24 protein-coding genes are annotated in these 23,214 nt (G+C 68.5%); 2 read left to right on the forward strand and 22 right to left on the reverse strand.

The features are described 5' to 3' along the window. Position 1: 1 nt before the first annotated feature. From ACFOES_RS07275 to ectA, 7 genes are all read right to left on the reverse strand, one after another. The gene (locus ACFOES_RS07275) at positions 2–847 is read right to left on the reverse strand and encodes an FAD/NAD(P)-binding protein (RefSeq protein WP_377832538.1); all 846 of its coding nucleotides are present in this window, start codon (positions 845–847) and stop codon (positions 2–4) included. Positions 848–851: 4 nt separating this feature from the next. Continuing rightward, positions 852–1,319, reverse strand: a complete 468-nt coding sequence (locus tag ACFOES_RS07280) for a cyclic nucleotide-binding domain-containing protein (RefSeq protein ID WP_377832539.1) — start codon at positions 1,317–1,319, stop codon at positions 852–854. Between the two features lie 2 nt (positions 1,320–1,321). Next, positions 1,322–2,422: a 4Fe-4S dicluster domain-containing protein gene (locus ACFOES_RS07285; RefSeq protein WP_377832540.1), complete on the reverse strand. Its 1,101-nt coding sequence runs from the start codon at positions 2,420–2,422 to the stop codon at positions 1,322–1,324. Positions 2,423–2,607: 185 nt separating this feature from the next. Then, positions 2,608–4,002 carry an aspartate kinase gene (locus ACFOES_RS07290; RefSeq protein WP_377833014.1) on the reverse strand — a complete coding sequence of 465 codons (1,395 nt, stop codon included), beginning with the start codon at positions 4,000–4,002 and terminating at the stop codon, positions 2,608–2,610. Between the two features lie 122 nt (positions 4,003–4,124). Beyond that, a complete protein-coding gene (locus ACFOES_RS07295; RefSeq protein ID WP_377832541.1) occupies positions 4,125–4,517 on the reverse strand; it encodes an ectoine synthase in 393 nt (130 codons plus the stop codon). 4 nt (positions 4,518–4,521) lie between these two features. Next, positions 4,522–5,811, reverse strand: a complete 1,290-nt coding sequence (ectB, locus tag ACFOES_RS07300; RefSeq protein ID WP_377832542.1) for a diaminobutyrate--2-oxoglutarate transaminase — start codon at positions 5,809–5,811, stop codon at positions 4,522–4,524. 46 nt (positions 5,812–5,857) lie between these two features. Then, complete coding sequence (ectA, locus tag ACFOES_RS07305) at positions 5,858–6,388, reverse strand: diaminobutyrate acetyltransferase (protein WP_377832543.1); 531 nt, start codon at positions 6,386–6,388, stop codon at positions 5,858–5,860. Between the two features lie 248 nt (positions 6,389–6,636). Here ectA and ACFOES_RS07310 point away from each other — a divergent pair, with 248 nt between their 5' ends. Then, positions 6,637–7,113, forward strand: coding sequence for a MarR family winged helix-turn-helix transcriptional regulator (locus tag ACFOES_RS07310; protein ID WP_377832544.1), 477 nt, complete (start codon positions 6,637–6,639; stop codon positions 7,111–7,113). Between the two features lie 12 nt (positions 7,114–7,125). Here the strand turns inward: ACFOES_RS07310 and ACFOES_RS07315 are convergent, their stop codons facing one another. From ACFOES_RS07315 to ACFOES_RS07385, 15 genes are all read right to left on the reverse strand, one after another. Further along, positions 7,126–8,376 (reverse strand): MFS transporter, encoded by a 1,251-nt coding sequence (locus ACFOES_RS07315; RefSeq protein ID WP_377832545.1) that lies wholly within the window; start codon positions 8,374–8,376, stop codon positions 7,126–7,128. Between the two features lie 94 nt (positions 8,377–8,470). Next, positions 8,471–10,723 (reverse strand): molybdopterin-dependent oxidoreductase, encoded by a 2,253-nt coding sequence (locus tag ACFOES_RS07320; protein ID WP_377832546.1) that lies wholly within the window; start codon positions 10,721–10,723, stop codon positions 8,471–8,473. Positions 10,724–10,975: 252 nt separating this feature from the next. Beyond that, a complete protein-coding gene (locus tag ACFOES_RS07325; RefSeq protein ID WP_377832547.1) occupies positions 10,976–11,599 on the reverse strand; it encodes a microcompartment protein in 624 nt (207 codons plus the stop codon). 21 nt (positions 11,600–11,620) lie between these two features. Beyond that, the gene (locus ACFOES_RS07330) at positions 11,621–11,905 is read right to left on the reverse strand and encodes a BMC domain-containing protein (RefSeq protein WP_377832548.1); all 285 of its coding nucleotides are present in this window, start codon (positions 11,903–11,905) and stop codon (positions 11,621–11,623) included. A 22-nt stretch (positions 11,906–11,927) separates the two neighbouring features. Beyond that, a complete protein-coding gene (locus tag ACFOES_RS07335; protein ID WP_377832549.1) occupies positions 11,928–12,164 on the reverse strand; it encodes a EutN/CcmL family microcompartment protein in 237 nt (78 codons plus the stop codon). Next, the gene (locus ACFOES_RS07340) at positions 12,161–12,616 is read right to left on the reverse strand and encodes a hypothetical protein (protein ID WP_377832550.1); all 456 of its coding nucleotides are present in this window, start codon (positions 12,614–12,616) and stop codon (positions 12,161–12,163) included. Before ACFOES_RS07340 ends, ACFOES_RS07335 begins: the two co-directional genes overlap by 4 nt. Next, entirely contained in the window at positions 12,617–13,228 is a 612-nt protein-coding gene (locus tag ACFOES_RS07345; protein WP_377832551.1) for a BMC domain-containing protein, read from the reverse strand. A 2-nt stretch (positions 13,229–13,230) separates the two neighbouring features. Further along, complete coding sequence (locus ACFOES_RS07350; RefSeq protein ID WP_377832552.1) at positions 13,231–14,811, reverse strand: aldehyde dehydrogenase family protein; 1,581 nt, start codon at positions 14,809–14,811, stop codon at positions 13,231–13,233. Next, positions 14,811–16,082: a class-III pyridoxal-phosphate-dependent aminotransferase gene (locus tag ACFOES_RS07355; RefSeq protein ID WP_377832553.1), complete on the reverse strand. Its 1,272-nt coding sequence runs from the start codon at positions 16,080–16,082 to the stop codon at positions 14,811–14,813. The genes ACFOES_RS07350 and ACFOES_RS07355 overlap by 1 nt, the downstream gene beginning before the upstream one ends. A 100-nt stretch (positions 16,083–16,182) precedes the next feature. Further along, on the reverse strand, positions 16,183–17,187 hold the full coding sequence (locus ACFOES_RS07360; RefSeq protein WP_377832554.1) for a phosphotransferase enzyme family protein: 1,005 nt from the start codon (positions 17,185–17,187) through the stop codon (positions 16,183–16,185). Positions 17,188–17,205: 18 nt separating this feature from the next. After that, entirely contained in the window at positions 17,206–17,976 is a 771-nt protein-coding gene (gene fabG / locus ACFOES_RS07365) for a 3-oxoacyl-ACP reductase FabG (protein WP_377832555.1), read from the reverse strand. An 18-nt stretch (positions 17,977–17,994) separates the two neighbouring features. After that, positions 17,995–18,807, reverse strand: coding sequence for an ABC transporter permease (locus ACFOES_RS07370; protein ID WP_377832556.1), 813 nt, complete (start codon positions 18,805–18,807; stop codon positions 17,995–17,997). Beyond that, a complete protein-coding gene (locus tag ACFOES_RS07375; protein WP_377832557.1) occupies positions 18,807–19,661 on the reverse strand; it encodes an ABC transporter permease in 855 nt (284 codons plus the stop codon). The genes ACFOES_RS07370 and ACFOES_RS07375 overlap by 1 nt, the downstream gene beginning before the upstream one ends. Next, a complete protein-coding gene (locus ACFOES_RS07380) occupies positions 19,661–20,746 on the reverse strand; it encodes an ABC transporter ATP-binding protein (RefSeq protein WP_377832558.1) in 1,086 nt (361 codons plus the stop codon). Before ACFOES_RS07380 ends, ACFOES_RS07375 begins: the two co-directional genes overlap by 1 nt. A gap of 67 nt (positions 20,747–20,813) precedes the next feature. Then, complete coding sequence (locus tag ACFOES_RS07385) at positions 20,814–21,947, reverse strand: ABC transporter substrate-binding protein (protein ID WP_377832559.1); 1,134 nt, start codon at positions 21,945–21,947, stop codon at positions 20,814–20,816. A 204-nt stretch (positions 21,948–22,151) separates the two neighbouring features. Here ACFOES_RS07385 and qhpR point away from each other — a divergent pair, with 204 nt between their 5' ends. Then, positions 22,152–23,183: an AraC-like transcriptional regulator QhpR gene (qhpR, locus tag ACFOES_RS07390; RefSeq protein WP_377832560.1), complete on the forward strand. Its 1,032-nt coding sequence runs from the start codon at positions 22,152–22,154 to the stop codon at positions 23,181–23,183. The last annotated feature ends 31 nt before the right edge of the window (positions 23,184–23,214 follow it).

Below are 23,214 nucleotides of genomic sequence, written 5' to 3' on the forward strand. Positions count from 1 at the left end.
CTCAGATCTCCTTCTGGGTCAGCCGCCGCGCGACCTGGTCGTAGGAAAACACCGGCCCGTCGCGGCAGATGAAATCGGGGCCGTACTGGCAATGGCCGCAGAAGCCGATGGCGCATTTCATGTTGCGTTCCATCGAGACATGGACGTCCCGCGCCGCCACCCCGGCCTCGATCAGCCCGGCGGCGGTGAAGCGCATCATGATCTCGGGGCCGCAGAGGAAGGCGGTGACGCTGCCGGGATCGACCCCGGACAGGGCGTGGCCGAGCGCGGTGGTGACGACGCCGACCCGGCCGGTCCAGCCCCGCTGGGCATGGTCGACGGTCACCTCGACCTCGGTATCGAAGCGCGACTTCCACGCCGCGATCTCCTCGGCATAGAGCAGCTCACCGGGCGAGCGGGCGCCGTAGATCAGCGTCATCCCGGCATAGTCGGCGCGGTTGTTGAGGACATGCAGGATCGCCGGCCGCAGCGGCGCCAGCCCGAGCCCGCCGGCGACGAAGACCGCGTGCCGGCCCTTGGCCTGCTCGACCGGCCAGGACGAACCGAACGGACCGCGCAGCCCCAGCATCTGGCCCGGCTGCAGCTTGGTCAGCGCGTCCGACACCGCGCCGACCGAGCGGATGGTGTGGACCAGCCGCCCCGCCTCGGCCGCGTCGTTGGAGATCGAGATCGCGACCTCGCCGATGCCGAAGGCATAGAGCATGTTGAACTGCCCCGGCCGGAAGGCGATCGGCGCGCCGTCGACCGGCTCGAGTTCCAGCGAACGGACGTCGCCCAACTCGTCCCAGGCCTTGGCGACGCGGAAGCGCCGGGGCAGCATCGGGTCGGTGAGGACCGCCTCCGCCACCGCCTTAGCCCCGCGTTCCGTAGAGATCGAGCAGCTGCATCCGCAGCACTTGCACCCTTTGCGCCATATGCGGCAGCCAGTGCTGGAAGATGCGGTAGCCCAGCACCGGGTTGTCGTCGCATTTGCGGCGCAGGCAGGCGGCGTCGATGCTGACCGCCCGCACCTCGCTGGTGGCATGCGCCTCCGAGCGGTGGCGGTAGGGCGGCACGATCCAGGACCAGCCGAGGATGTCGCCGGCATGCAGCGTCTCGACGATGATCTGGCCCCGGCCCGGCGCGCCGACCTCGATCGCGACATCGCCATGGCGCAGGATATAGACCTTGTCGGCGCCGTCGCCCTCGCCATAGATCACCTCGCCGGGCTTGAAATGCTCGTTCATGCAGCAGCCGGCGAGCAGCAGCAGGATGTCGGCGTCGAAATCGCGGAACACCGGATGGTCGGCGAGGATCTCCTCGAAGCCTTTGACCTCCATGCTCAGCCCTCCTTGCTTGCGGCGAAGGCCGCGGCTTCCTCGGTGATGTCGATGCCGACCGGGCACCAGGCGATGCAGCGCCCGCAGCCGGTGCAGCCGGATGTGCCGAACTGGTCGTGCCAGCTCGACAGCTTGTGGGTCATCCACTGGCGATAGCGCGAGCGGGTCGATTGTCGGACCGAACCGCCATGGACATGGCTGAACTCGGCGGTGAAGCAGCTGTCCCAGACCCGCCAGCGTTCGGCGTGGTCGCCGCTGAGGTCGGTGCTGTCCTCGACATCGGAACAGAAGCAGGTCGGGCAGACCAGCGTGCAGTTGGCGCAGCTCAGGCAGCGGTCGGCGACCAGCTCCCACTGCGGATGCTCGGCCGCGTCGCGCAGGATCGGCGCGATCTCGGCGGGCATGCTGCGGCTCTGGCTGGCGGCGGTGGCGCGCGAGACGGCCCGGCCGGCCTCGACATGGTCGGGCCCGGCCGGCGCCAGGTCGAGCCCGTCGAGCAGGGCCGCACCCGCCGCGCTGCCGACCTCCAGCAGGAAGCCGCCCCGCTCCAGCTCGGTCAGGGCGAGGTCATAGCCGCCCTCGGCCCGCGGCCCGGTATTCATCGCGGCGCAGAAGCAGGTCTCGGCCGCGCGGGCGCAGTTGACGGTGACGATCAGCGTCTCGGCCCGGCGGGCGCCGTAGCCGGGATCGGCGAAGCTGCCATTGTCGAAGACCCGGTCCTGGATCCCCATCGCCGCGATCTCGCAGGGGCGGACGCCGAAGAAGGCGGTTTTCGGCCAGGCATCCCCGGGCGCCTCGACGGTGAAGCCGCTGCCGTCCCGCGCCGCGCTCCACAGCTTCTGGCGCGCCGGGAACAGCCATTTCTTCCAGCTTTGCGGCCCGACGACATAGTCGAACCAGCGCCCGGGGTCACCCGGCTCCAGCCGGTACTGCCCCGGTTGCTGGCTGTCGGTCATGCCCCGGGGCAGGTCGCCCGGCCCGATCTCCTCGTAGCAGATCGCGCCGTCACGGGGTTTCGGCCCGATCACCCGCCATCCCTGCGCGGCCAGCCGCTGCAACAGCGGCTCGGGCGTGGCAATCACGTGGCGGCCGGCATCGGACATGGAATCGGGCCCTCGCAACCATCGAACAAATCCCCGCCAGTAGAGCGCCCCGGGCCGACTCGTTCAAGCCGCCGCAGGGCGAATGGGCGAAATTCGCCGCGCCCGTCCCCAGATGCGACGACACCCGCCCCGGGACCGGGACGGGTGTCGAGACCACAGCGATACAAGGCGATCCGTGGGCCGCGTCAGGCCGCCTTGCGCTGTTCCGGCTCTTCGGCCGCGCCGATCACGACCTCGGCATTGAGCGCCCGGATCGCGGTCAGCAGGTCGTCGCGGGCGACGACGAACTGGACGTCGACATTGCGCGGCGTCTGGTGGGCGGCGATGACCTCGACCCCCTCGCCCTCGATCGCCGCCAGGCCGCGGCCCAGCACGCGCAGGCCGCTGAGGTCGCGGCCGATGGCCGAGGCGATCGACAGCGCCCGGACGTTCAGCGTCGCCGAGGGGTAGAGCTTGAGCAGGTCGCGCTCGACCCGGCGCACCGATTTCAGCGACGCCTCGACATAGTGGGTGATGGTGTTGGCGTTCGAGCTTTTCGACACGATGCGGACGTTGTGGCGCCGCAGCGCCTCGAGGATCGCGGCGTCGTAGCCCTTCACCCCGACCATGTCCTGCTCGAACAGCTCGAGCGCGACCACGTCGAGGCCGGTGACGATCTCGACTTCCGCCGCCTCGGCCGGGGCGTCGTCGATCAGCGTGCCGGGGTCGCCCGGCTCGAAGGCGTTGGTGACGCGCAGCGGCACGCCGGCCTGGCGCAGGGTCTTGGCGGCGCTCGGGTGGATCGCCTCCATGCCCATGTTCGACAGCTGGTCGGCGACGTCGTAATTGGTGTGGCCGAGCTTGCGCACGCTCTCGGGCCCGACGAGGTTCGGGTCGGCCGAGGACAGGTGGAACTCCTTGTGGATGATCGCCTCGGCCGCGCCGCTAAGGGCGGCGAGCGCCGAGAAGGTGACCTCGGAATAGCCGCGGTCGAACTCGCGCATCAGCCCTTCGCCGCATTGGGCGTAGCCGGTGACGATCGGCATCTCGGTTTCCAGGTCGACATCGGCCAGCCCGGCGGCGATGCGCTGCTCGAGCGTGTATTCGCTCTCGTCGCGCCAGCCGGAAAGGTCGACGAAACGGGCATTGACCCCGGCGCGTTGCAGCAAGAGCGTGGTGGTGAAGGCCGAATGCGCCTCGCCCAGCCCCGACAGCAGCTCGCGGATGATCAGCATGTGGCTCGAGAGCCGGAAATGGCCGTAGGAGCACAGCCGCTGGAGGTCGAACAGGCACGAGCGCGCGCCCTCGATCCGCTCGCGGACGAAATCGTCGGCCGCGGCCAGGTCGGCGGCGTGGTCGAGCACCTCGGCATGGGCCGCGCGCATCGCCTCGGCGACGGCGCTGAGCGCGTCGAGCCAGCCATGTTCGCTGCTGTCATTGGCGAACAGGCCATAGACGCCCGGCGTGCCGGTCTTCTTGTGTTCCAGCAGCAGGTTGGTGATGCCGCCGAAGGCGGAGACCACGAAGATGCGGCGGTAGAGATCGGCGCCCTTGCGCTTGCCGATGAACAGCGTGTCGCGCAGCTCGCGCGCACGGCTCATCGAGGTGCCGCCGATCTTCTCGACAGTATGTTCGGGAAAGCTCACGGTATATCTCTCCGGCCCGGTGGCCGGAGCCCCAGTTGTGCTTGTCAGGATGTCGAAGGCGCCGTGCGGCGGGTGGCTCAGGCCAGTTCTTCCGCCGGCGCGTAGGAGCCGTCTTCGCGGTGCACTTCCCGGCCGGTGACGGGCGGGTTGAAGCAGCAGGCCATGACCAGCTCCTCGTCGGCGCGCAGGGTGTGGCGGTCATGCTCGTTCAGGGCATACATCACCCCCGGCTTGATCTCGTGGGTCTCGCCGGTCTTGAGATCGGTGATCGAGCCCTTGCCCTGCATGCAGTAGACGCTCTCGAAGTGGTTCTTGTATTCGAAGGTGTGCTCCGAGCCGGCATCGAGGAAGGTGATGTGGAACGAGAACCCCATCCCGTCATCGGCCAGAAGCATGCGGACCGAGGTCCACTGCGCATCGGAAACGGTCCGGTCGGTGTTGACCAGGTCGTGGAAGTCGCGAACGATCATCAGGTTACTCCGCAGCGAATTTGGTTTGGTGGGCGACGTCGCGGGCGGCGTCGAGCAGGATGTTCAGACCCTTGGTCATCACCTCCGGCGGCGTCGTCAGCGGCGCCAGGATCTTGACCACCTGGTCGTCCGGCCCCGAGGTCTCGACGATCAGCCCCTTGCGGAAGGCGCGGGCACAGATGTCCCCGGCCAGCTCGCCCGAGCCGACATCGACGCCCTGCATCAGGCCGCGGCCCTTGAGGAAGGCGCCCGGGATCAGCGCGGCAAGCTCTTCCAGCGCGGCAGTCAACGCCAGGGACTGCTTGTCGAGCCCAGTCTGGAAGGTGTCGTCGGCCCAGAACTTCTCGATCGCCACCTTGGCGGTCACGAAGGCATGGGTGTTGCCGCGGAAGGTGCCGTTATGCTCGGCCGGGCCGAAGACGTCGTGCTTGGGCCGCACCAGCATCAGCGCCATCGGCAGGCCGAAGCCCGAGATCGACTTCGCCATCGTCACGATGTCCGGGGTCACGCCCATCTCCTCGAAGGAGAAGAAGCGCCCGGTCCGGCCGCAGCCGGCCTGGATGTCGTCGATGATCAGCAGAGCACCGTGCTTCCTGGCCAGTTCGGCCACGCGGCGCACCCATTCGGGACGCGCGGCGGTCAGCCCGCCCTCGCCCTGAACGGTCTCGAGCAGGATCGCCGCCGGGGCGTCGACGCCGCTCGAGCGGTCGTCGAGCATCTTCTCGAGCAGGTCGGCGGTATCGACCGACTTGCCCATGTAGCCGTCGTAAGGCATCCGGGTGACGCCGTTCAGCGTCGTGCCGGCGCCGCCGCGGTGATAGGAGTTGCCGGTCGCCGCCAGCGCCCCCAGCGTCACGCCGTGGAAGCCGTTGGTGAAGGCGATGACATTGGTCCGGCCGGTCACCTTGCGGGCGATCTTCAGCGCCGCCTCGACGGCGTTGGCGCCGGTCGGGCCAGTGAACATCAGCCGGTGATCCATGTCGCGCGGCTTGAGGATATGCGCCTCGAACGCCTCCATGAAGGCGCCCTTGGCATCGGTATGCAGGTCGAGCGCATGGGCCATGCCGTCGCCGGCGATATGGTCGATCAGCGCGGCCTTCATGTCCGGGTCGTTATGGCCGTAGTTCAGCGAGGAACAGCCGGCGAGGAAGTCGATATAGCTCCGGCCTTCGGCGTCGGTCAGTTCCGAGCCCGAGGCCGAGGTGAAGACCGCGTCGATGCTGCGGCAATAGCTGCGCGCTTCGGACTCGCGGCGTTTGAAGATGGCGATTTCGGCTGTCTTGGCAGTCGACATGTCAGATCCTTGTCTGGGGAATTGGCTGCGGGTGCAGGGGCCGGCTTCAGGCCGCCTGCTTGACCCGCCGCGGCAGCGAGATGGTGACCATGTGCTCGGTCGGCGCCATGCCGCGGAAATGGGTGTCGCGGGTGAAGTGGGCCTGGTTGTCCAGCTCCCCGCCCTCGCGCTGCGCGAAGCGCTTGAACAGCGCCCAGGAGGCCTTGTTGCTCTCGGTGATCGTGGTCTGCAACCGCGTCACGTCCTTGAGCTCCTTCCGGCCCAGCAGATGCTTGAGCATCTTGCCGCCCAGCCCGGTGCCGCGCGCCTCCTCGGCGACGGCAACCTGCCAGACGAAGACGGTCTGCGGGTCGTAGGGCAGGATATAGGCCGAGATCCAGCCGACGACCTTGCCGTCCTCCTCCGCCAGAACGCAGGTGTCGCGGAAGTGGTCGCACTGGATCAGGTTGCAATAGACCGAGTTCTCGTCGAGCGGCTTGCACGCCTGGACCAGCTTCCAGATCGCTGCGCCGTCCTCGGCTGCGGGCTTGCGCAGAACGGGGCCGGTGGCGCGGAAGAACTCCAGTGAATGTCGCATACTCTCGGAACCTCCAAATTGCTTCGATCTTCTAAGTAACACCCAAAGATGAATATTTCAATAACCTAAGCACTTTTCCGCCCCGAACGGCATAATTTGCGCCATTATCCTGACAAACCCATATAGAAGCTATGGAAAATATTTCGATCTATCGTTGCAATCCGGGCGCCGATACCACCGATCGGCAAAAGTTTGCATCCGGAACCCGGCTCTGTCACCATCGGGCGCCGGAATTCCGAGGGGGTGGGATGGACCGTACCGATGCCAGTCTGATCGCGCTGCGCCGCATCCTGCGGGCAACCGAGATGTATCGCCGCGACCTGGCCCAGGCGGCCGGGCTGACCGCGGCCCAGTTCCGCGCCCTGCAGCTGGTGGCCGAGCGCGGCTTCTGCACCGCGACCGATATTTCCAAGCGCATGGGGATCAAGCAGGCAACCGTCACCTCGCTGGTCGACAAGCTGGTGCGTCAGGGCATGGTCACGCGCGAGAAATCGGCCACCGACCGGCGCCAGACCAACATCCTGCTGACCGAGCGCGGCGCCACCACCCTGCGCACCGCGCCGGACGCGCTGCAGCAACGCTTCGTGCGCAAGTTCGAGGCGCTGGCGGACTGGGAACAGGCGCAGCTGATCTCGTCGCTGGAACGGGTGGCGGCGATGCTGGATGCCGAGGATCTCGACGCCGCGCCGGTGTTGGACGTCGGCGATTTCGGCAAGCCGGCCTAGGGTCGGGCCGGCCTAGGCTCGGGCCCCCTGCCCCTTCTTCGCCCGCCGCGCCAGCCGGCCGCGCAGCGCCAGCAGGCCGAGCAACGCCAGCACCGCGAAACCGGCCCCGGCGAGGAAGGTCGCCTCGGGCCCGCCCCATTCCCACAGCGCCCCGGCCAGCACGCTGGCGGCCAGCATCGCCGCGCCGGTGACCAGGTTGAACAGGCCGAAGGCGGTGCCGCGCAGCTCGGGCGCGGCGGTGTCGGCGACCAGCGACGCCAGCAGCCCCTGGCTGAAGCCCATGTGCAGCCCCCAGAGCAGGACGCCGACGGCGATCCCCGCCAGCCCCGGCGCCAGCGCCAGCACGATGTCGGCGGCGATCAGCAGCCCGACGCCCAGCGCCAGCAGCGCCAGCCGCCCGACCCGGTCCGACAGCACGCCGACCGGGTAGGCCGACAACGCATAGGCGACATTCATCCCCACCAGCACCAGCGGCACCAGCATCAGCGCCAGCCCGGCCTGCTGGGCCCGCAGCACCAGGAAGGCCTCGCTGAACCGGGCCAGGGTGAAGACGGCGGCGACGGCAACCACGGCCCAGTAGAGCCCGCCGAGGCGGGCGAGCTCGTCGCGGGCCAGCGGATTGCGCACCTGCCGGGTGCCCTCCGGCCGGGCCGGCTCCCTGACCGCGAACAGGATCAGGCCGAGCGACAGGAACCCGGGCACGACCGCGACCCAGAAGACCGAGGCGAAACGGTCGGCGAACAGCCACATCAGCCCGATCGCCGCCAGCGGGCCGAGGAAGGCGCCGACGGTGTCGAGCGACTGGCGCAGCCCGTAGGCGGCGCCGCGCAGTGCCGGCGGGGTCAGGTCGGCGATCAGCGCGTCGCGCGGTGCGCCGCGGATGCCCTTGCCGATGCGGTCGATGAAGCGCGCGGCGACGATCCAGCCGACCGAGCCGGCGAGCGGGAAGATCGGCTTGGTGCAGGCCGCCAGCCCATAGCCCAGCGCCGCCAGCCCCTTGCGCTTGCCGATCCGGTCGCTGAGCGCGCCGGAAAACACCTTGGTGATCGCCGCCGTCGCCTCGGCGATGCCCTCGATGACGCCGACCGCCAGCGCCGTCGCCCCCAGCCCGACGGTCAGGTAGACCGGCAGCAGGGCGTGGATCATCTCGGACGAGACGTCCATCAGCAGAGAAACGAAGCCCAGCGCCCAGATGCCCGCCGGCAGGGCGCGCCGGGCGGCGGCCTTGTCGGAAGTGTCGCTGGCCGTCTGCGGTTCCGCCATTGCGCCGCTCTCCTCCACGCCGGGTCGGGGCGGTGATGGCGCAAGCCGGCGGCGCTGTCCATCCTTGCCGCCTCCGCGTCCGGGTGTCTGGGCCTCAATCCTCGAGCCGGCCGACCTCGACCAGCGCGGTATGGGCGCTGCAGCCCTGCCCCAGCCGCGAGGTGCCGACATCCAGCGTCAGCACATTCGGATTGCCGTGCGGATCGAGATTGCCACCCGGATCGCCGAACCAGGCCCCGGTCGGCAGCGCCACCACGCCCTCACGGATGGCGTCCGAGACCCGCGCCCGCGCCCGGCAGGCGCCGCGGCCGTTGAATACCCGCACCAGTTCGCCGTCGCCGATCCCGCGCGCGGCGGCGTCCGCGGGATGAATCGCCAGCGTAACCGGGCGGGCACCGGGCACGTCGGCCAGCGCGCATTCGAGCTGGCTGTGCAGCTTGTCGCCCGGCTGCGGCGAAACCAGGTGCAGCGGCGTCGCCTCGGTCGCGGCGCCGAGCCATTCCCGGGGCGGCAGCCAGACCGGGTGGCCGGGGCAATCGTCGTAGCCGAAGCCGTCGATCCTGTCGGAGAAGATCTCGATCCGGCCCGACGGGGTGCCCAGCGGCGCCGCCTCCGGGTCGGTGCGGAACGGCGCGAAGAGGGTCCGGTTGGGGCCCTCGGCCCGGATCGGCAGCCGGACCCAGTTGCGCGCCTTCAGGGTCTCGAAATCCGGCACCTCGACATCCTGCTCCGCGGCGAGGCTGCGGTAGTCGTCGTAGAGGCTGCGGATCCAGTCCGCCGCACTGCGGCCGCCGGTGAAGGCCGGCCCCGCCCCCAGCCGCTCGGCCAGGCCGGCGAAGATGGCGTAGTCGTCGCGCGCCTCGCCCTGGGGCGGGACCAGCTGCGGCATGTGGAACAGGTAGTCGTCGAGGTTCGACCGGCCGATATCCTCGCGCTCGTAGGGCGTCGTCGCCGGGAAGACGATATCGGCGCGCTTGGCGGTCGGGGTCCACCACGGCTCATGCACGATGATCGTCTCAGGGCCCTGCCAGGCCGCGTGCAGGGCATTGAGGTCCTGGTGATGGTGGAACGGATTGCCGCCGGCCCAGTAGATCAGCCGGATATCCGGGTAGGGCCCGCGCCGGCCGTTGAAATCGTAAGGTTGGCCGGGGTTGCGCAGCATGTCGCCGATCCGCGCCACCGGGATCACCGTCCGCACCGGGTTCCGGCCCTGCGAGAAGGTCATGCCACGCAGCCCCTTGAACGACTTGCCGACCCCGCCGATGGCGCCGTAGCCATAGCCGACGCCGCCGCCCGGCAACCCGATCTGGCCCAGCATCGCCGCCAGCACCGCCGACATCCAGTAGGGCTGTTCGCCGTGCTCGCCCCGCTGCAGCGACCAGGCGACGGTGATCAGCGTCCGCGTCGTCGCCATCCGCCGGGCCAGCGCCCGGATCGCCTCCGGGTCGGCGCCGCAGATCGGGCCGGCCCAGTCCGGGCTCTTGGGCTGGCCGTCGCTCTCGCCCAGCAGGTAGGGGCGGAAACAGTCGAAGCCGACGGTGCAGCGCGCCAGGAAATCGCGATCGGTCAGCCCCTCGGTCTCGATCACATAGGCCAGCGCCAGCATCAGCGCGGTGTCCGTGGCCGGCCGCAGCGGCAGCCAGTCGCAGCCCTCGGGCGCGTCGCTGCGCTGCGGGCCGACATTGACGCGGGACATGCCCTTGGCCGCGAACTTCTCGAACCAGCCGGCGGTCTCGTGCTCGGTGATCCCGCCCATGCTGACCTGGGCGTTCTTGGGGTTGATGCCACCGAACATGACCAGGGTTTCGGTATGGTCGTGGATCACCTGCCAACCGTCCTGATGCTCGTAGAGCAGCTTGAGGAAGTCGACGCCGAAGACATGCGGCATGATCGCCTGGGCGCAGCCGGTCGAGTAGCTGCCGAAAGAGGCGACATAGCCGCCGATGCAGTTGAGGAAGCGGTGGACCTGGCTCTGGGCGTGGTGGAAGCGGCCAGCCGAGCCCCAGCCATAGGAGCCGCCGAAGATCGCCTCGTTGCCATGGGCCTTGCGCACCCGGTCGATCTCACCCGCGGCGATGTCCAGCGCCTCGTCCCAGGGCAGCGCGACGAAATCGTCGCTGCCGCGCCCGTCCCGCCGCCGCGTCTCGAGCCAGCCGCGGCGGATCGCCGGGCGCTGGACCCGGCTGGAGTGATGCACCGCGGCGGGCAGGATCGCCGGGATCGCCGGCGGATGCGGGTCTGCCGCGAAGGGCCGGGTGGCGACGATGCGGTCGCCCTCGACATCGACTTCGAACGCGCCCCAATGGCTCGACGTCACCTGCGTCCGTCTCTCGCTCCCGTCCGCCATCGCACCCTCCTGTTCCGCGCACCTGACTGCCTGACGGCGGCAAGCCTAACCCGGCGCCGGGGGGATGTCAGCCATCGGCCGCAGCAGCCGGCAGATGCCGGCCTGCGGATCGCGGAACAGGACCGCGACCCCGCGGCGGGCGCTTGCGCGACATGCGCCGCGGCCGGCGGCCCGGGACGCCGTGCCGGAACGGGCGCCGGATCGCTCCGCCCGCAAGTCGCTCCGCCCGCAAGTCGCTCCGCCACCGTGCCGTCAGCGCCCTTTCACGCCCTCCAGCGTCCGGGTGATCGCATCGCGCGCCTTGACCATGTCGTCATGGCTGCCCGACATGAAGATCCGTCCCGAGGCGCCCATCATCTGGACGTCGTTGACCGTGGCCAGCGGCGCCGCGCGTTCGGCCTCGTTGGCGGCGACGCAGGCGAACAGCGCCGGCATCATCTCGTAGATCAGGAGCGACTGCCCCGGCACCAGGATCGAGGCATCGCGCGAGCGGTTGAGGATGATCGCGTGCTGGTCCGACAGGTCGTCGATGATGTCGTGGAACAGCACCTTCGGCGCCAGCTGCTCCTCGGGCTTGGCCCCGATCCCCTTGAGGATGGCGCGGCCGGCCCGGTCGAGCTCGCCGGCGTCGTCGGCATGCAGCTCGAGCAGGCCGAACTGGCGCTCGGTGAACAGGATCCCGGGCTCCATGTCCGGCGATTCCTTGAGCGCGAGATCGGCGATGCGGTGGATCGCCAGGGCGGGGGCGACCTCGATGATCAGGCTGTTCTGACCCTCGTAGGGCGGATAGCCCCGTGCCCGCAGCGGCGTGGCCAGGTAGGCCGCGAACTGCGGCTGCAGATCGCGGATCGGCAGGTAGACGCGTAGCTCTGTCATCGGTCCGGTCGCCCCAAGCCGTTACTTCAGCGCAGCCGCGTCGAAATGCTTGCCGAGATCGGCATGCGGGCGCGGGATGACGTGGACCGAGGTCACTTCGCCGATCTGGTTGGCGGCCTGGGCGCCGGCCTCGGTCGCGGCCTTGACCGCGCCGACATCGCCCTTGACGACGACCGAGACATAGCCGCCGCCGACCTCGTTGCGCGACACGATCTCGACATTCGCCGCCTTGACCATCGCGTCGGCGGCGGTCATCGCCGGGACGTAGCCGCGGGTTTCGATCATTCCGATAGCCTGATTTGCCATTTGGGTTCTCCTCGTTCAGCGTTCAGGATGCGTCGACGGACCCGACGATGAGCGCATCGACCGGAGCCTTGATGTTGGTGAAATAGGCGGCCGCGACCGACCCCTGGGTGATCAGCACCTCCTCGCCCTCGGCACAGCCGAGCGGATCGAAGGCGACCAGCGTGGAGGTGCCGACCTTGACCTCGAGCAGAGCGCCGTTCGGCAGCGTGTCGATGCGCTTGGTGGACCAGACCCGGCCCGTGACCTTGCCTCGGATCATGTGGATACCCTTTCAAGCTGGATGCCGCGGCGGGCGAGTTCGTCGCGGGCGAGTGGCGTGAGGCGGACCGACTTGCCGACCCGCACCACCCGGGTGCCGTCGGCCAGCCCGGCGATGTCGCGTTCCGACACCATGCCGCGCAGGAATTCGGCCTGCGGCGCCGCCGTCGGCGCCGGCGCGGCCGGCTGGTGGGCATGGACCGGCGGCGCGGCCTGCCCCGGCGCCGCGGTCCCGGCCAGCGCGAAGCGGTGGCGGCCGGCGGCAAGGTCGGCGATCAGCCGGCCGTCCTGGGCCCGGTCGAGCAGCCGCAGCGCGAAATCGTTCAGGTCGGCGCTCGAGCGGATCGTGATCGCCTCCTCGGTCACCTGCGGCGCGGCGGCGGTCAGCTCGGGCCGCAGCCGGGCGATCTCTTCGGCGAGGATCTCGCGTATGGCCTGGCGCAGATCGGACATTCACCGCGCCCCCATGTCGCGCAGCGCCGCCTCGGCCGCGTTGCGCGCGTTGCGCACCTCGGCCTCGTCGCCGGCGAGGTAGAGCCGCCCGTTGGGGCCGATCATCCGGTAGTCGATGACCTTGATGTTGGCCTCCTTCTCGGCCTCGTTGCAGGCCAGCATCGCGTAGGAGGCCGAGGAGCATTCGAGCAGGTAGAGGCTTTCGCCACCGAGGATCATCGAGCCCATGCGGTTGCGGTTCATCAGGAAGGCGTGCTGATGATCGACCCGGGTGACGATCTTCGAGGCGAGGATCTTCGGCGGCGCCGCGTCCTCGCGCCTTGCGCCGAGCGCGTCGAGCACGGCCTCGGCCCCGGCATGGACCTCGGCGGTCGAGCGCGAATGGAATTCCAGCGTGCCGAACTGGCGTTCGACGACCAGCAGCCCGGCCTTCACGTCGGCGCTTTTCAGCGCCACGTCGGTCAGCGCCTCGATGTCGAGGCCCGGGGCGATCTCGATGATCTGGGCCGCCATCCGCGCCCGCGGCAGCGAGCCGCGCATCCAGGTGGCAACATAGGCCAGCGTCTGGGGCTGGAGTTGGTCGATGAAGATGAAGGAACGCAGGTCGGCCATGGTCACTTTCTCAGCAGGTCGCGAAGTTCGGCGGCGATCAGGCGGCGCAACTCGTCCCGCGTGGCGCTGTCCATGCCGGACATGGCCGAGGGCTGCGGTTGCGGGGCGGACGGGGCGGAAGCGGAGCCCGGCACGCCATCGGCCGGCGCCCGTGGCAGGGCGCCGCGGAAGCTGCGCCCGAGGCCGTGGAAATTGCCGAACGGCACGTCGGCCTCGCTGCCATAGGCGATGCGGGTCCAGTGGACGAGGTGCTGCGGGCCGATATTCTCGCCGATCGACGAGCGGCCGAAGAAGCCGGTGCCGATGGTGAAGGTCGGCGCCAGGTTGGTGGCGAAGCCCGCCGCGCCTTGCGAACAGGGCGCGTTGACGACGACGCGATAGGCCTCGACGGTGCTGGCATAGGCCATGATCACCGCCTCGTCGGCGGCGTGGATCGCCGCCGAGTGGCCGGCGCCGGTCAGCCGCAGCACTGCCCGCGCCTGGCTCAGCGCCTGGGCCCGGGTCTCGGTCACGTGCAGGCTGAGCACCGGGCAGAGCTTTTCCTTCGACAGCCGCTCCTCGACCCCGATCTGGGTGATCGGCGCGACCAGGATCTTGGTGTCCGGGGACACCCGGATGCCGCATTCCTGGGCGATCCAGGTGGCATCGCGGCCGATCGCCTCGATATTGAAGCCGCGCGGATGGAACAGGAACCGGCGCAGCGCCTCGGTCTCCTCGTCCGAGCAGACATGCGCCCCGGCCGATTTCAGCGCCCGCTTGAGCTGCCCGGCCACCGAGGACAGGGTGATCAGCACGCTCTCGTTGGTGCACAGCACCGAGTTGTCGAAGCTCTTCGAGGCGACGATGCGGCGGGCGGCGGCGGTCATCTCGGCACTTTCGTCGACGAAGACCGGGGCGTTGCCGGGGCCGACGCCGATTGCCGGGTTGCCCGAGGAATAGGCCGCCCGCACCATCGGCGTGCCGCCGGTGGCAAGGATGACGTTGGTCTTCTCGGAGGTCATGAACGCCTCGACCATCGGGATCGACGGTTGGGCCAGGATCTGGATCACCCCCGCCGGCGCCCCGGCCGCCTCGGCCGCCCGGGCCAGTTCCTCGGCCGCCTCGACCGAGGTCTCCTTGACCGCCGGATGGGGCGAGATGACGATGGCGTTGCGGGTCAGCAGCGCCAGCAGCACCTTGTAGTTGATCGTCGCGATCGGGTTGGTCGAGGGCGTCAGGGCGAAGATCACCCCGGCCGGGCGCGGCACCTCGACGATCTTGCGCGCCTCGTCGACGCGCGGATTGACGTAATCGGCGTCGCGGTAATGCGCGACCAGCGGCTTGGCGGTCAGCTCGTTCTTGATCTTCTTGTGCGCGGCGACGCCGAAGCCGCTTTCGGCCACCGCCTTCTCGGCGAACTCGCCGGCGCGGGCATGGGCGGCCTCGGCCACCGCCTCGGCGATGCGCAGGGTGGCGTCGCGGTCGTAGCGGTCGAAGACCGTCGCCGCCCAGCGCGCGCGTTCGAGCATCATCTCGGCCCGGCCCTTGCGGGCGGCGGGGCTGGCCGAGATGTCGATCAGCGAATTGAAAAGCGCCTGGTCCATCACACGGCCCTCCGGCTGCTGCCCATGATCTCGGCCCGGGCCAGCTCGACCGCGATCGCCACCCGGCGCAGCACCTCCTCGGCATCGGCCTGGCGGAGCAGGACACCGGGCTTGAACTGCAGCACCCGTGGATCGAGCGTCGAGAAGATCGCCCAGACGCCGTTTTCGTAAAGGTGCTTCATCACCGGCTTGGCGCCCTGCGGGTGGTTGAACTCGAGCCCCATGATGACGCCGTGCTGGCGGATGCCGGTGAAGAAATCCGGGAAGGCGGCCATGATGTCGTTGAGCCCGGCGCGCAGGTAGTCGCCGATATAGTTGACCATGGTCCGGACCTCGGGACGCTGGAGGATTTCCAGCACCTTCATCGCCACGACGCAGCCGAGCTCGGCCCCGCCCATGGTCGACATGTGGCCGAAGCCGTATTCCTTGAGCCAGCCGCCGCAGCGTTCGGTGATCAGCACGCAGGCGATCGGATACATCCCGCCCGAGATGCCCTTGCCGGTGACCATGATGTCGGGCTCGACCCCGTAGCGGGTGCAGCCCCACATCTCGCCGGTGCGCATCAGCCCGGTCTGGACCTCGTCGGCGATGTAGAGCGCGTCATAGCGTTCGCACAGCGCCTTGACCCCGGGCAGGTAGCCCTCCTGCGGCATCGGGAAGCCGTAGGTGGCGGGGATCGTCTCCATGATCACCGCGGCCACGTCGCGGCCCTTGAGCGCGTCCTCCATCGCGTTGAGGTCGTTGAACGGCACCTGGACGAACTCGCCCTCGGTATCCTCGGACAGGAACATCTTGGAGAAACGGTCGTCGCCGGCCTTGACCGCCAGCCCGGTATGGCCGTGATAGGCCTTGATGACCGAGACGATCTTGCGCTTCTGCGTCGCGTGGCGGGCGGTCTTGAGCGCGATGTCGATCGCCTCGCCCCCGCCCGAACCGTAGGCGGTGTAGCGAAAGCCGGGCCCCGGCGCGACCGCCTGCAGCGCCTCGGCCAGCGCGGTGCGGGCCAGCGCCGGGAAATGGTGGTTGCCCATGTCGAACCGCTCGGTCCCGGCCTTGAGCACCTCGACCAGCTCGGGATGGCGATGGCCGAGATTGTAGGTGCCGCCGTTGAGGTGCAGGTCGATCAGCCGCCGGCCGTCCATGTCATAGAGGTAATAGCCCTCGCGCCGGTCGATCACGAGGTCGACCCCCATGTCGATCCAGTCCTGGGTCTTGCCCGGGTTCCAGAAGGTTTTGGACCGTTCGAGGAAGTCCAGTTTTGCCTGCGACATCGGCGCGTCCTTTCAACACTTGGCGACAGTCTTGGCGATTCTCGGGCGGCCGGCTTGACCGCAAAGCGCGGGTTCTTGACAGCGCCCGGTCAACCGCGCGTCACCCGCTGCGGGCCAGCCAGGCGCGGCCCAGCTCGGCGGTGACGCGGGCGAAGCCGGGGGCCAGGGCCTGCGGCTCGGGCGCCTCGATATGGCTGCCGATCCAGGCCAGCAGCGCCATCCGCCGCAGCATGACGAAGGTGTCGAGCTCGGCCTCCTCCTCCGGCGAGAGCGGCCGCACCTTGCGGTAGCCCTCGACCCAGGCCTGCTTGAGCGCGGGCACGCGCGGGTCGTCCTCCATGAAGCTGATCCCGGTGGCGAAATCGTAGAGGAACCAGCCGATGCCGCAGTCGTCGAAATCGATCAGCCGCGTGCCGGTCTCGTCCTCGAGCAGGTTGGCCAGCCGCATGTCGGCATGGATCAGCCCGTAGCGGTCGGGCCCGCGCCCGAAGGCCTCGAGCCTTGCGCAGATCCGGCGCTGCACCTCCTCGAGCACGGCACGCACCCCGGCGGTCACCTCGGGCGCGTCGCGCCAGTCGCCCCAGGTCGGGCGGGCGCCGAAGAACTGCTCGATGTCCCAATAGGGCCGTTCGAACCCGTCCGGGCGCTGCCAGCCGGCCGACTGGATATGGGTGTGGGCGGCGATCTCGCCCAGCTCGGCGAAGCCCGGCCTGAGGTCGCCGTTCTCGTCCGGCGGGCTGCCCTCGACGAAATGGAACAGCACCATGTAGCGCGGCGCGTCCAGCCCCTCGATGGCGGCCTGCTGGATCGCCTCGCCGTCGCGGCCGAGGTAGTGGCCCGGCGCGACCACGGCGCCCGAGGCGTCCAGCGCCGCGATCCAGGCCAGTTCGCATTCGATGGCGCGGCGGCTGTGGTAGTTGGCCCGGTGCACGCGCAGGATCGACCGGTAGCCGCCGGGCGCCTCGACCAGGTAGGTCGCGTTCTCGGAGACGTTGATCAGCCGGGCCGTGGCACCCGCGGGCATCTCCCACAGATGCAGCGACTTCCGGACAAGCGCCTCCAGTCGCTCGAGGAGCTCCTCGAGCGGCAATTCGTTGTCTGCCATGATTTTACCTCCCTGCGATCAGATCTCGTCGAGCGCCTCCAGCGACTCCGGGATGATCTGCCCGCCGTCGACGACGATCTGCTGTCCGGTGATGTAGCCGGCCTCGTCCGAGGCGAAGAACAGCGCCGCGTTGCCGATATCCTCGACAGCGCCGAGCCGCTTGAGCGGGATCGAGGCGGCCATCGTGTCGAGGTAGTCCTGGCCCAGGTCCTGCAGCCCCTCGGTATAGATGTTTCCCGGCATCACCGCGTTGATGGTGGTGTTGTAGCGCGCCAGCTCCATCGCGGCGGTCTTGAGAAAGCCCAGCTGCCCCGCCTTCGAGGCGCCGTAATGCGACCAGCCCGGGAAGCCGGTGACCGGCCCGGTGATCGACGAGGTCAGCACCACCCTGCCCTTGCCGGCGGATTCGAAATGCGGGATGCAGGCCTTCACGCAGAGGAAGGCCGAGCGCAGGTTGGTGGCCAGCACCCCGTCCCATTCGGCCGGGTCCATGTCGACGATTTTGGTCTGCGGGAAGGCGCCGGCATTGGCGCACATCACGTCGATGCCGCCCTGCGCCGCGGCGGTGCTGTCGACCATCGCCCTGACGCTGTCCCAGTCCGAGACGTCGCAGGTCTCGTAACGGACGTCGCCCGGCATCTCGGCGGCGGCGGCCTTCAGCGCCGCCTCGCCGCGGGCGGTGATGGTGACGCGGGCGCCCTGGCGGGCGAAGACCGTCGCGATGCCGCGGCCGATCCCCTTCGAGCCGCCGGTCACGATGACGCTTTTCCCTGCGAGTGATGTAAGCATGTCTGTCCCTTTCGTTCGTCAGTTTCGTGCGGCCCGCGCCCGGCGCCGCGCGCGCAGGACCCAGGAGATCAGGAAGGCGGCCAGGATGACCAGGAAGGAGGCGACCACCGACATCACGCCCAGCGTCGGCACCAGCGGCGAGTAGCCCGAGACCATCTTGGCGTAGAGCCATTCCGGCAGCGTCGAATCCGCCCCGGTGGTGAACAGCGAGAGCGGGAAGTTGCCCCAGCTGAGCAGGAAGGCGAACAGCCCGGCCGAGACGATGCCCGGCATCAGCAGCGGCAGCGTGATCTCGCGCAGGATGGTCCAGGTGTCGGCGCCCATGTCGCGCGCCGCCTCTTCCAGCGCCGGGTCGAAGCCGTAGGCGCGGATGGCGACGATCAACGTCGCGATCGGCGCGATCCAGACCAGGTGGGCGACGATCGCGGTCTTCCAGGTCGGGATCACGCCGATCGAGTTGAACCACATCAGCAGCGCCAGCCCCAGCACCGTCTGCGGGAAGAAGATCGGCAGCAGGATCAGCTTCTGGAAGGTGGTGCGGAAGCGCCAGTGATAGCGGGCGAAGGCCAATGCGCCGAAGAAGGCGACGACCATCGAGATCACGGTGACGATGACCGCGATCTTGAGCGAGGTCATCAGGATCTGGCGCACGTTGTCCGAGGCCAGCGCGCTGCCGTACCACTTGGTCGAGTATTGCCGGATCGGGAAGCTCAGGTAGCGCGAGCGCGAGATCGAGGCGAAGCCGACCGAGACCAGCGGCAGGTAGAGAAAGAAGATGGTCACGAGGCCGTAGACCAGCAGCACGATGCGGGTGGAGCGCGAGGCGGGCATCAGCGTTTCCTCCCCATGATCGCGTCGAGGTCGATCCGGGCGATGCCGGCGATCGCCAGCACGCCGATGATCAGGATCAGCACCACCGACAGCGCCGCGCCCAGGGGCCAGTTCTGGCCGAAGGTGAAGGCGGTCTCGATATCGTTGGCGAAGACGATGATCGACTGCCCGCCCAGGAGCTTGGATTCCGCCAGCGCCCCGGCGGAGAGCACGAAGGTCAGGAGCGCGCCGACGACGATGCCGGGCGCCGCCAGCGGCAGGTCGATCTGGGTCAGGATCTGCCAGCGCGAGGCGCCCAGGTCGGCGGCGGCCTGGCGGGCGTCGTCGGGGATCATCGAGATGCCCTGGGCCAGCGGGAACAGCATGAAGGGCAGGTAGACATAGACCAGCCCGAAGACGGTGATGCCGGCATTGTAGAGCGGGTTGGGCAGCGCGATGCCGGTCAGATGGCGGAAATAGCCCTCGATCAGCCCGCCCTTCATCAGGGTCAGCACCCAGCCGAACAGGCGGATGTTCTCGGGCACGAACAGGCTCATCACCACGGCGACGGTGATCACCAGCGAGAAACGCTGGAAGATCTTGGCCATGCCGTAGGCCAGCGGCCAGCACAGCAGGAACAGGATCAGCGTCGCCGCGAAGGCCATGCCCAGCGACCAGGCCAGCGAGCGGTAATAGCCCTGCTGGAAGAACACCGCGTAGGACGAGAAATCGGGCAGGTTCCAGAACGAGAACACCTTCTGCGGCATCACCGAGAAGATCGCCACCACGATCAGCGGCGCCATGAAGGCGAGCAGCAGGATCAGGCCGATGGGAAGGGCGGAGAGCTTGCCGAGGCGGTTATCGAGCCGTTCCATCACGCCCCCCGGATCAGGTGGACGTTCTCGGCATCGAAGCCGAGCATGACCTCGCTGCCGGGCTGGCCGGTGAAGCGGTCCTCGCGCAGCTTCTCGACGGTCACGGTCTGGCCCGCCGAGGTCTCGATCTGGTATTGCAGCCGCGAGCCGAGGGCGTATTCGTCGCGCAGCACGCCACGGACGATGAAATCGCAGGTATCGGTCGCCGCCAGGAAGCGGACATATTCGGGCCGCACCATCAGCGTTCCGGTCTCGCCCGGGGCCAGGCTGACGCCGCAGTCGCGCGCCTCGCCGTTGACGTGGATTTCCACCCCGTTGCCGTGCAGCCGCTCATTGGTGGTACCCTCGACGTCGAACAGGTTCACCTCGCCCATGAACTCGGCGACGAAGCGGCTGACCGGACGGCCGTAGATCTCGTCGGCGACGGCGATCTGCTCGACCCGGCCCTGGCGCATGATGGCGATGCGGTCCGACATCACCATCGCCTCTTCCAGCGAATGGGTGATGTAGACGAAGGTCTTGCCGGTGCGGTTGTGCAGTTCCTTCAGCTCGCGCTCCAGCGTCTTGCGCAGCCGGTAGTCGAGCGCCGAGAGCGGCTCGTCGAAGAACAGGATCTCGGGATCGAAGGCCAGCGCGCGGGCCAGTGCCACCCGCTGCTTCTCGCCGCCCGAGCATTGCGAGATGCGCTTGTCGTAATACTCGGCCGGCAGGCGCAGCAGTTCGAGCAGCTCCAGCGCCCGGGCGCGCCGGTCGGAGGGCGGCTCTTTGCGCAGCTTGAGCGGGAACTCGATGTTCTGGCCCACGCTCATATGCGGGAACAGCGCCAGCGACTGGAACACCATGCAGGTCGGGCGCTGGTTGGCCGGCGTCTTCTCGATCCGCGTGCCGCGCAGGCTGATCTCGCCCTCGGTCGTCTCCTCCATGCCGACGAGAATGCGGATCAGGGTCGACTTGCCGCTGCCCGAGGGGCCGACGATGGTGAAGAACTCGCCCTCCTCGATATCGAGGTCGACACCGTGCAGGGCGGTGAAGGTGCCGAATTTCTTGACGATGTTGCGAAGCCGCAGAATCGGTTGCGATGGCATGGACGGTCCGGATGTCTGGAGAAGTCGGAAGCCCCCCGGTCGGTGCTCCGCCGGGGGGCCAGCGGGATCACGACCGGCGGGACTCGGTGTAGATCTGCATCAGCGCGTCGTAGGACGAGACGACCTCGTAATCGAGCGAGCGCGACAGTTCCTCTTCCAGGCTGTCCCACTGGATCGCGTCCAGCTCTTCCTTGCTGAACTTGGCCATGACGTCCGGGTTGCCCATCTGCGCGATCGGGTTGTAGGTGCCTTCGGCGAAGGCCACCTGCTTGCAGATGTCGGGCTTCTGGACGAATTCGAGGAAATCCTCGGCCAAGCTGCTGGGATCGGGGTTGTTGACCGCCGAGGTCAGTTCGACCCAGACCACGCCGCCCTTGCCGCCGACCGGTCCCGAATTCGGGGTGATGGCGCGGATATTGCTGGCGCCGTCCAGCCGCGCGGGCGACGCCGTGTAGGTGCCACCGGTGAAATAGGCGTCGATCTCGCCGTTGATCAGGGCGGTGTTCATCGCCGTCATGTCGGCCGACTGCAGCTTGGAATTGGCGAAGATCTGCTTGGCCACGTCGCGGAACTTGGCCTGATCGTCGCCCTCGACCGGCTTGAACGGGTTCAGCCCGGCGGTCAGGCACATGTGGATGATGTTCCAGTTGTCGTAGGTCAGGACGCCGTAGCGGCCCTTCATCTTCGGATCGAGGAACAGCTTCCAGCCTTGGTCCTCGGCCTCGGCGCGGCTGATCTTGTCGGTGTTGACGACGAAGCTGAACGGACCGAAACGCTGCGGCATGCCCAGCAGGTTGCCGTCATCGGCGAAGGCCAGCGGATAGGGCTTGGCGAAATCCGGCAGCATCTTGTCGAAATAGGGCATGAAGCGCGCCTTCTCGAGCGGCTTGATCAGCTTGCCGGGATAGAGCTGGTCGCGGGCCCAGGGCTGGTTGACGTTGATCAGGTCCCAGACCTTGATCTCGCCGGCGCGCAGCTTGTTGATCATGTCCGGGTCCGAGGTGCCGCTCTCGGCCTTCACCGTGGCGCCCGGATGGGCTTTGCGGAACGGGCCGAGCACGGTGTCGGTGTTGTAGCCCTCCCAGCACAGGATGTTCATCTGGTCGTTGCGATTGGCGAAGGCCGGGGTAAGGGGCGCCACCGTTGCCAGCCCGGCAAGTGCGGCGGCGCGGCCCGTGAATTGACGACGGGTGAGTGCCATGTCTTTTTCCCTGTTGCTTGTGTTCGGTTGTTGTTATTCCCCGAGGATAGGGTCGATTCGATTCGTCTGACTTGACAGCGGACCATCGATTCTTGTCATCTTTCGCGCCGTCTCCCCCGGTTTCCGTCTCTTTCGAGAAACGGTTTGGCAGTTTGCCCGAACCGCGCTAGCCTCTTGCGTTTAAGGGCACGCGAGGGGTGAACCATGACACCCAGACCGACAGTAGAGGACCGCCTGGCACCGGCCAAGGTGCTTTCCGCCGCCGCCGACGGGGCCGCGGAGCTGTTCCGTGCCAATGGCGGAGACCTCGACACGATCTTCGGCAATGCCGGCATCCGGGTCTCGGATCTGGGCGATCCCGTCTCCGAACTGAACCTGACCCAGTATTGCGAGATGTTCGAGATCGCCGCCGCCGAAACCGGCAACGACAATATCGGGCTGAGCTTCGGCCAATCCTTCCAGCCGCGCCAGCTCGGCATGCTTGGCTATGCCGCGATCTCGTCGCCGACGCTGGCCGCGGCGCTGCGCAACATGGAAGAGCTGTTCCCCGCCCATCAGGGCCAGAGCAGCTTCGGCCTGCTCAACGACGACGGCATCCTGTGGCTGTGCTACCGCATCCTCGATCCGCGGATCGAGGCCCGGCGCCAGGACGCGGAACTGTCGCTGGGCATGTTCTGCAACGTCTTCAAGACCGCCCTCGGCCCCGATTGGCGCCCGCTCGAGGTCCGTTTCGAACATGCCCGCCCCGACGGCTGGGGCGATCACGAGCGGATGTTTGGCGCGCCGGTGCAGTTCGGCCGGCGCACCAATGCCATCGCCTTCCGGCGCTCGGATCTCGATACCCGGATGCCGACCTGCGATCCTTACCTGTTCTCGGTGGTCAAGGCCTTCCTGCAATCGCGGGTGCCGCAGGACCAGGACCCGGCCGATTTCGCCGAGGTGGTGCGCAACGAGGTCAAGATGCAGCTTGGCAGCGCCGCGCCCTCGGTCGGCCAGATCGCCGCGATCCTCGGCCTCACGGGCCAGGAATTCCAGAAGCGGCTCAAGCGCAACGGGCTGTCGTTCAACGACATCCTGCGCGCCGCCCGGCACGAGCTGGCGCTGCACTACCTCGAAGACCAGGACATGCCGCTGACCGATATCGCCTACAGCCTCGGCTATTCCGAGCTCTCGGCCTTCTCGCGCGCCTTCCGCAGCTGGACCGGCATGAGCCCGCAACGCTATCGCCGGACCTGAGGCCGCGGCAGCCCAGCACCAGCTGACGGTC

Source organism: Acidimangrovimonas pyrenivorans (assembly GCF_042643245.1).
In the GTDB taxonomy this organism is placed as follows: Bacteria; Pseudomonadota; Alphaproteobacteria; order Rhodobacterales; family Rhodobacteraceae; genus Acidimangrovimonas; species Acidimangrovimonas pyrenivorans.

What these genes read in the sequence shown, in the direction of transcription:
- ACFOES_RS07280 (WP_377832539.1), bottom strand. Translation starts at nt 1,319, where the DNA reads ATGGAGGTCAAAGGCTTCGAGGAGATCCTCGCCGACCATCCGGTGTTC.
- ACFOES_RS07285 (WP_377832540.1), bottom strand. Translation starts at nt 2,422, where the DNA reads ATGTCCGATGCCGGCCGCCACGTGATTGCCACGCCCGAGCCGCTGTTG.
- ACFOES_RS07290 (WP_377833014.1), bottom strand. Translation starts at nt 4,002, where the DNA reads ATGAGCCGTGCGCGCGAGCTGCGCGACACGCTGTTCATCGGCAAGCGC.
- ACFOES_RS07295 (WP_377832541.1), bottom strand. Translation starts at nt 4,517, where the DNA reads ATGATCGTTCGCGACTTCCACGACCTGGTCAACACCGACCGGACCGTT.
- ectB (WP_377832542.1), bottom strand. Translation starts at nt 5,811, where the DNA reads ATGTCGACTGCCAAGACAGCCGAAATCGCCATCTTCAAACGCCGCGAG.
- ectA (WP_377832543.1), bottom strand. Translation starts at nt 6,388, where the DNA reads ATGCGACATTCACTGGAGTTCTTCCGCGCCACCGGCCCCGTTCTGCGC.
- ACFOES_RS07310 (WP_377832544.1), top strand. Translation starts at nt 6,637, where the DNA reads ATGGACCGTACCGATGCCAGTCTGATCGCGCTGCGCCGCATCCTGCGG.
- ACFOES_RS07315 (WP_377832545.1), bottom strand. Translation starts at nt 8,376, where the DNA reads ATGGCGGAACCGCAGACGGCCAGCGACACTTCCGACAAGGCCGCCGCC.
- ACFOES_RS07320 (WP_377832546.1), bottom strand. Translation starts at nt 10,723, where the DNA reads ATGGCGGACGGGAGCGAGAGACGGACGCAGGTGACGTCGAGCCATTGG.
- ACFOES_RS07325 (WP_377832547.1), bottom strand. Translation starts at nt 11,599, where the DNA reads ATGACAGAGCTACGCGTCTACCTGCCGATCCGCGATCTGCAGCCGCAG.
- ACFOES_RS07330 (WP_377832548.1), bottom strand. Translation starts at nt 11,905, where the DNA reads ATGGCAAATCAGGCTATCGGAATGATCGAAACCCGCGGCTACGTCCCG.
- ACFOES_RS07335 (WP_377832549.1), bottom strand. Translation starts at nt 12,164, where the DNA reads ATGATCCGAGGCAAGGTCACGGGCCGGGTCTGGTCCACCAAGCGCATC.
- ACFOES_RS07340 (WP_377832550.1), bottom strand. Translation starts at nt 12,616, where the DNA reads ATGTCCGATCTGCGCCAGGCCATACGCGAGATCCTCGCCGAAGAGATC.
- ACFOES_RS07345 (WP_377832551.1), bottom strand. Translation starts at nt 13,228, where the DNA reads ATGGCCGACCTGCGTTCCTTCATCTTCATCGACCAACTCCAGCCCCAG.
- ACFOES_RS07350 (WP_377832552.1), bottom strand. Translation starts at nt 14,811, where the DNA reads ATGGACCAGGCGCTTTTCAATTCGCTGATCGACATCTCGGCCAGCCCC.
- ACFOES_RS07355 (WP_377832553.1), bottom strand. Translation starts at nt 16,082, where the DNA reads ATGTCGCAGGCAAAACTGGACTTCCTCGAACGGTCCAAAACCTTCTGG.
- ACFOES_RS07360 (WP_377832554.1), bottom strand. Translation starts at nt 17,187, where the DNA reads ATGGCAGACAACGAATTGCCGCTCGAGGAGCTCCTCGAGCGACTGGAG.
- fabG (WP_377832555.1), bottom strand. Translation starts at nt 17,976, where the DNA reads ATGCTTACATCACTCGCAGGGAAAAGCGTCATCGTGACCGGCGGCTCG.
- ACFOES_RS07370 (WP_377832556.1), bottom strand. Translation starts at nt 18,807, where the DNA reads ATGCCCGCCTCGCGCTCCACCCGCATCGTGCTGCTGGTCTACGGCCTC.
- ACFOES_RS07375 (WP_377832557.1), bottom strand. Translation starts at nt 19,661, where the DNA reads ATGGAACGGCTCGATAACCGCCTCGGCAAGCTCTCCGCCCTTCCCATC.
- ACFOES_RS07380 (WP_377832558.1), bottom strand. Translation starts at nt 20,746, where the DNA reads ATGCCATCGCAACCGATTCTGCGGCTTCGCAACATCGTCAAGAAATTC.
- ACFOES_RS07385 (WP_377832559.1), bottom strand. Translation starts at nt 21,947, where the DNA reads ATGGCACTCACCCGTCGTCAATTCACGGGCCGCGCCGCCGCACTTGCC.
- qhpR (WP_377832560.1), top strand. Translation starts at nt 22,152, where the DNA reads ATGACACCCAGACCGACAGTAGAGGACCGCCTGGCACCGGCCAAGGTG.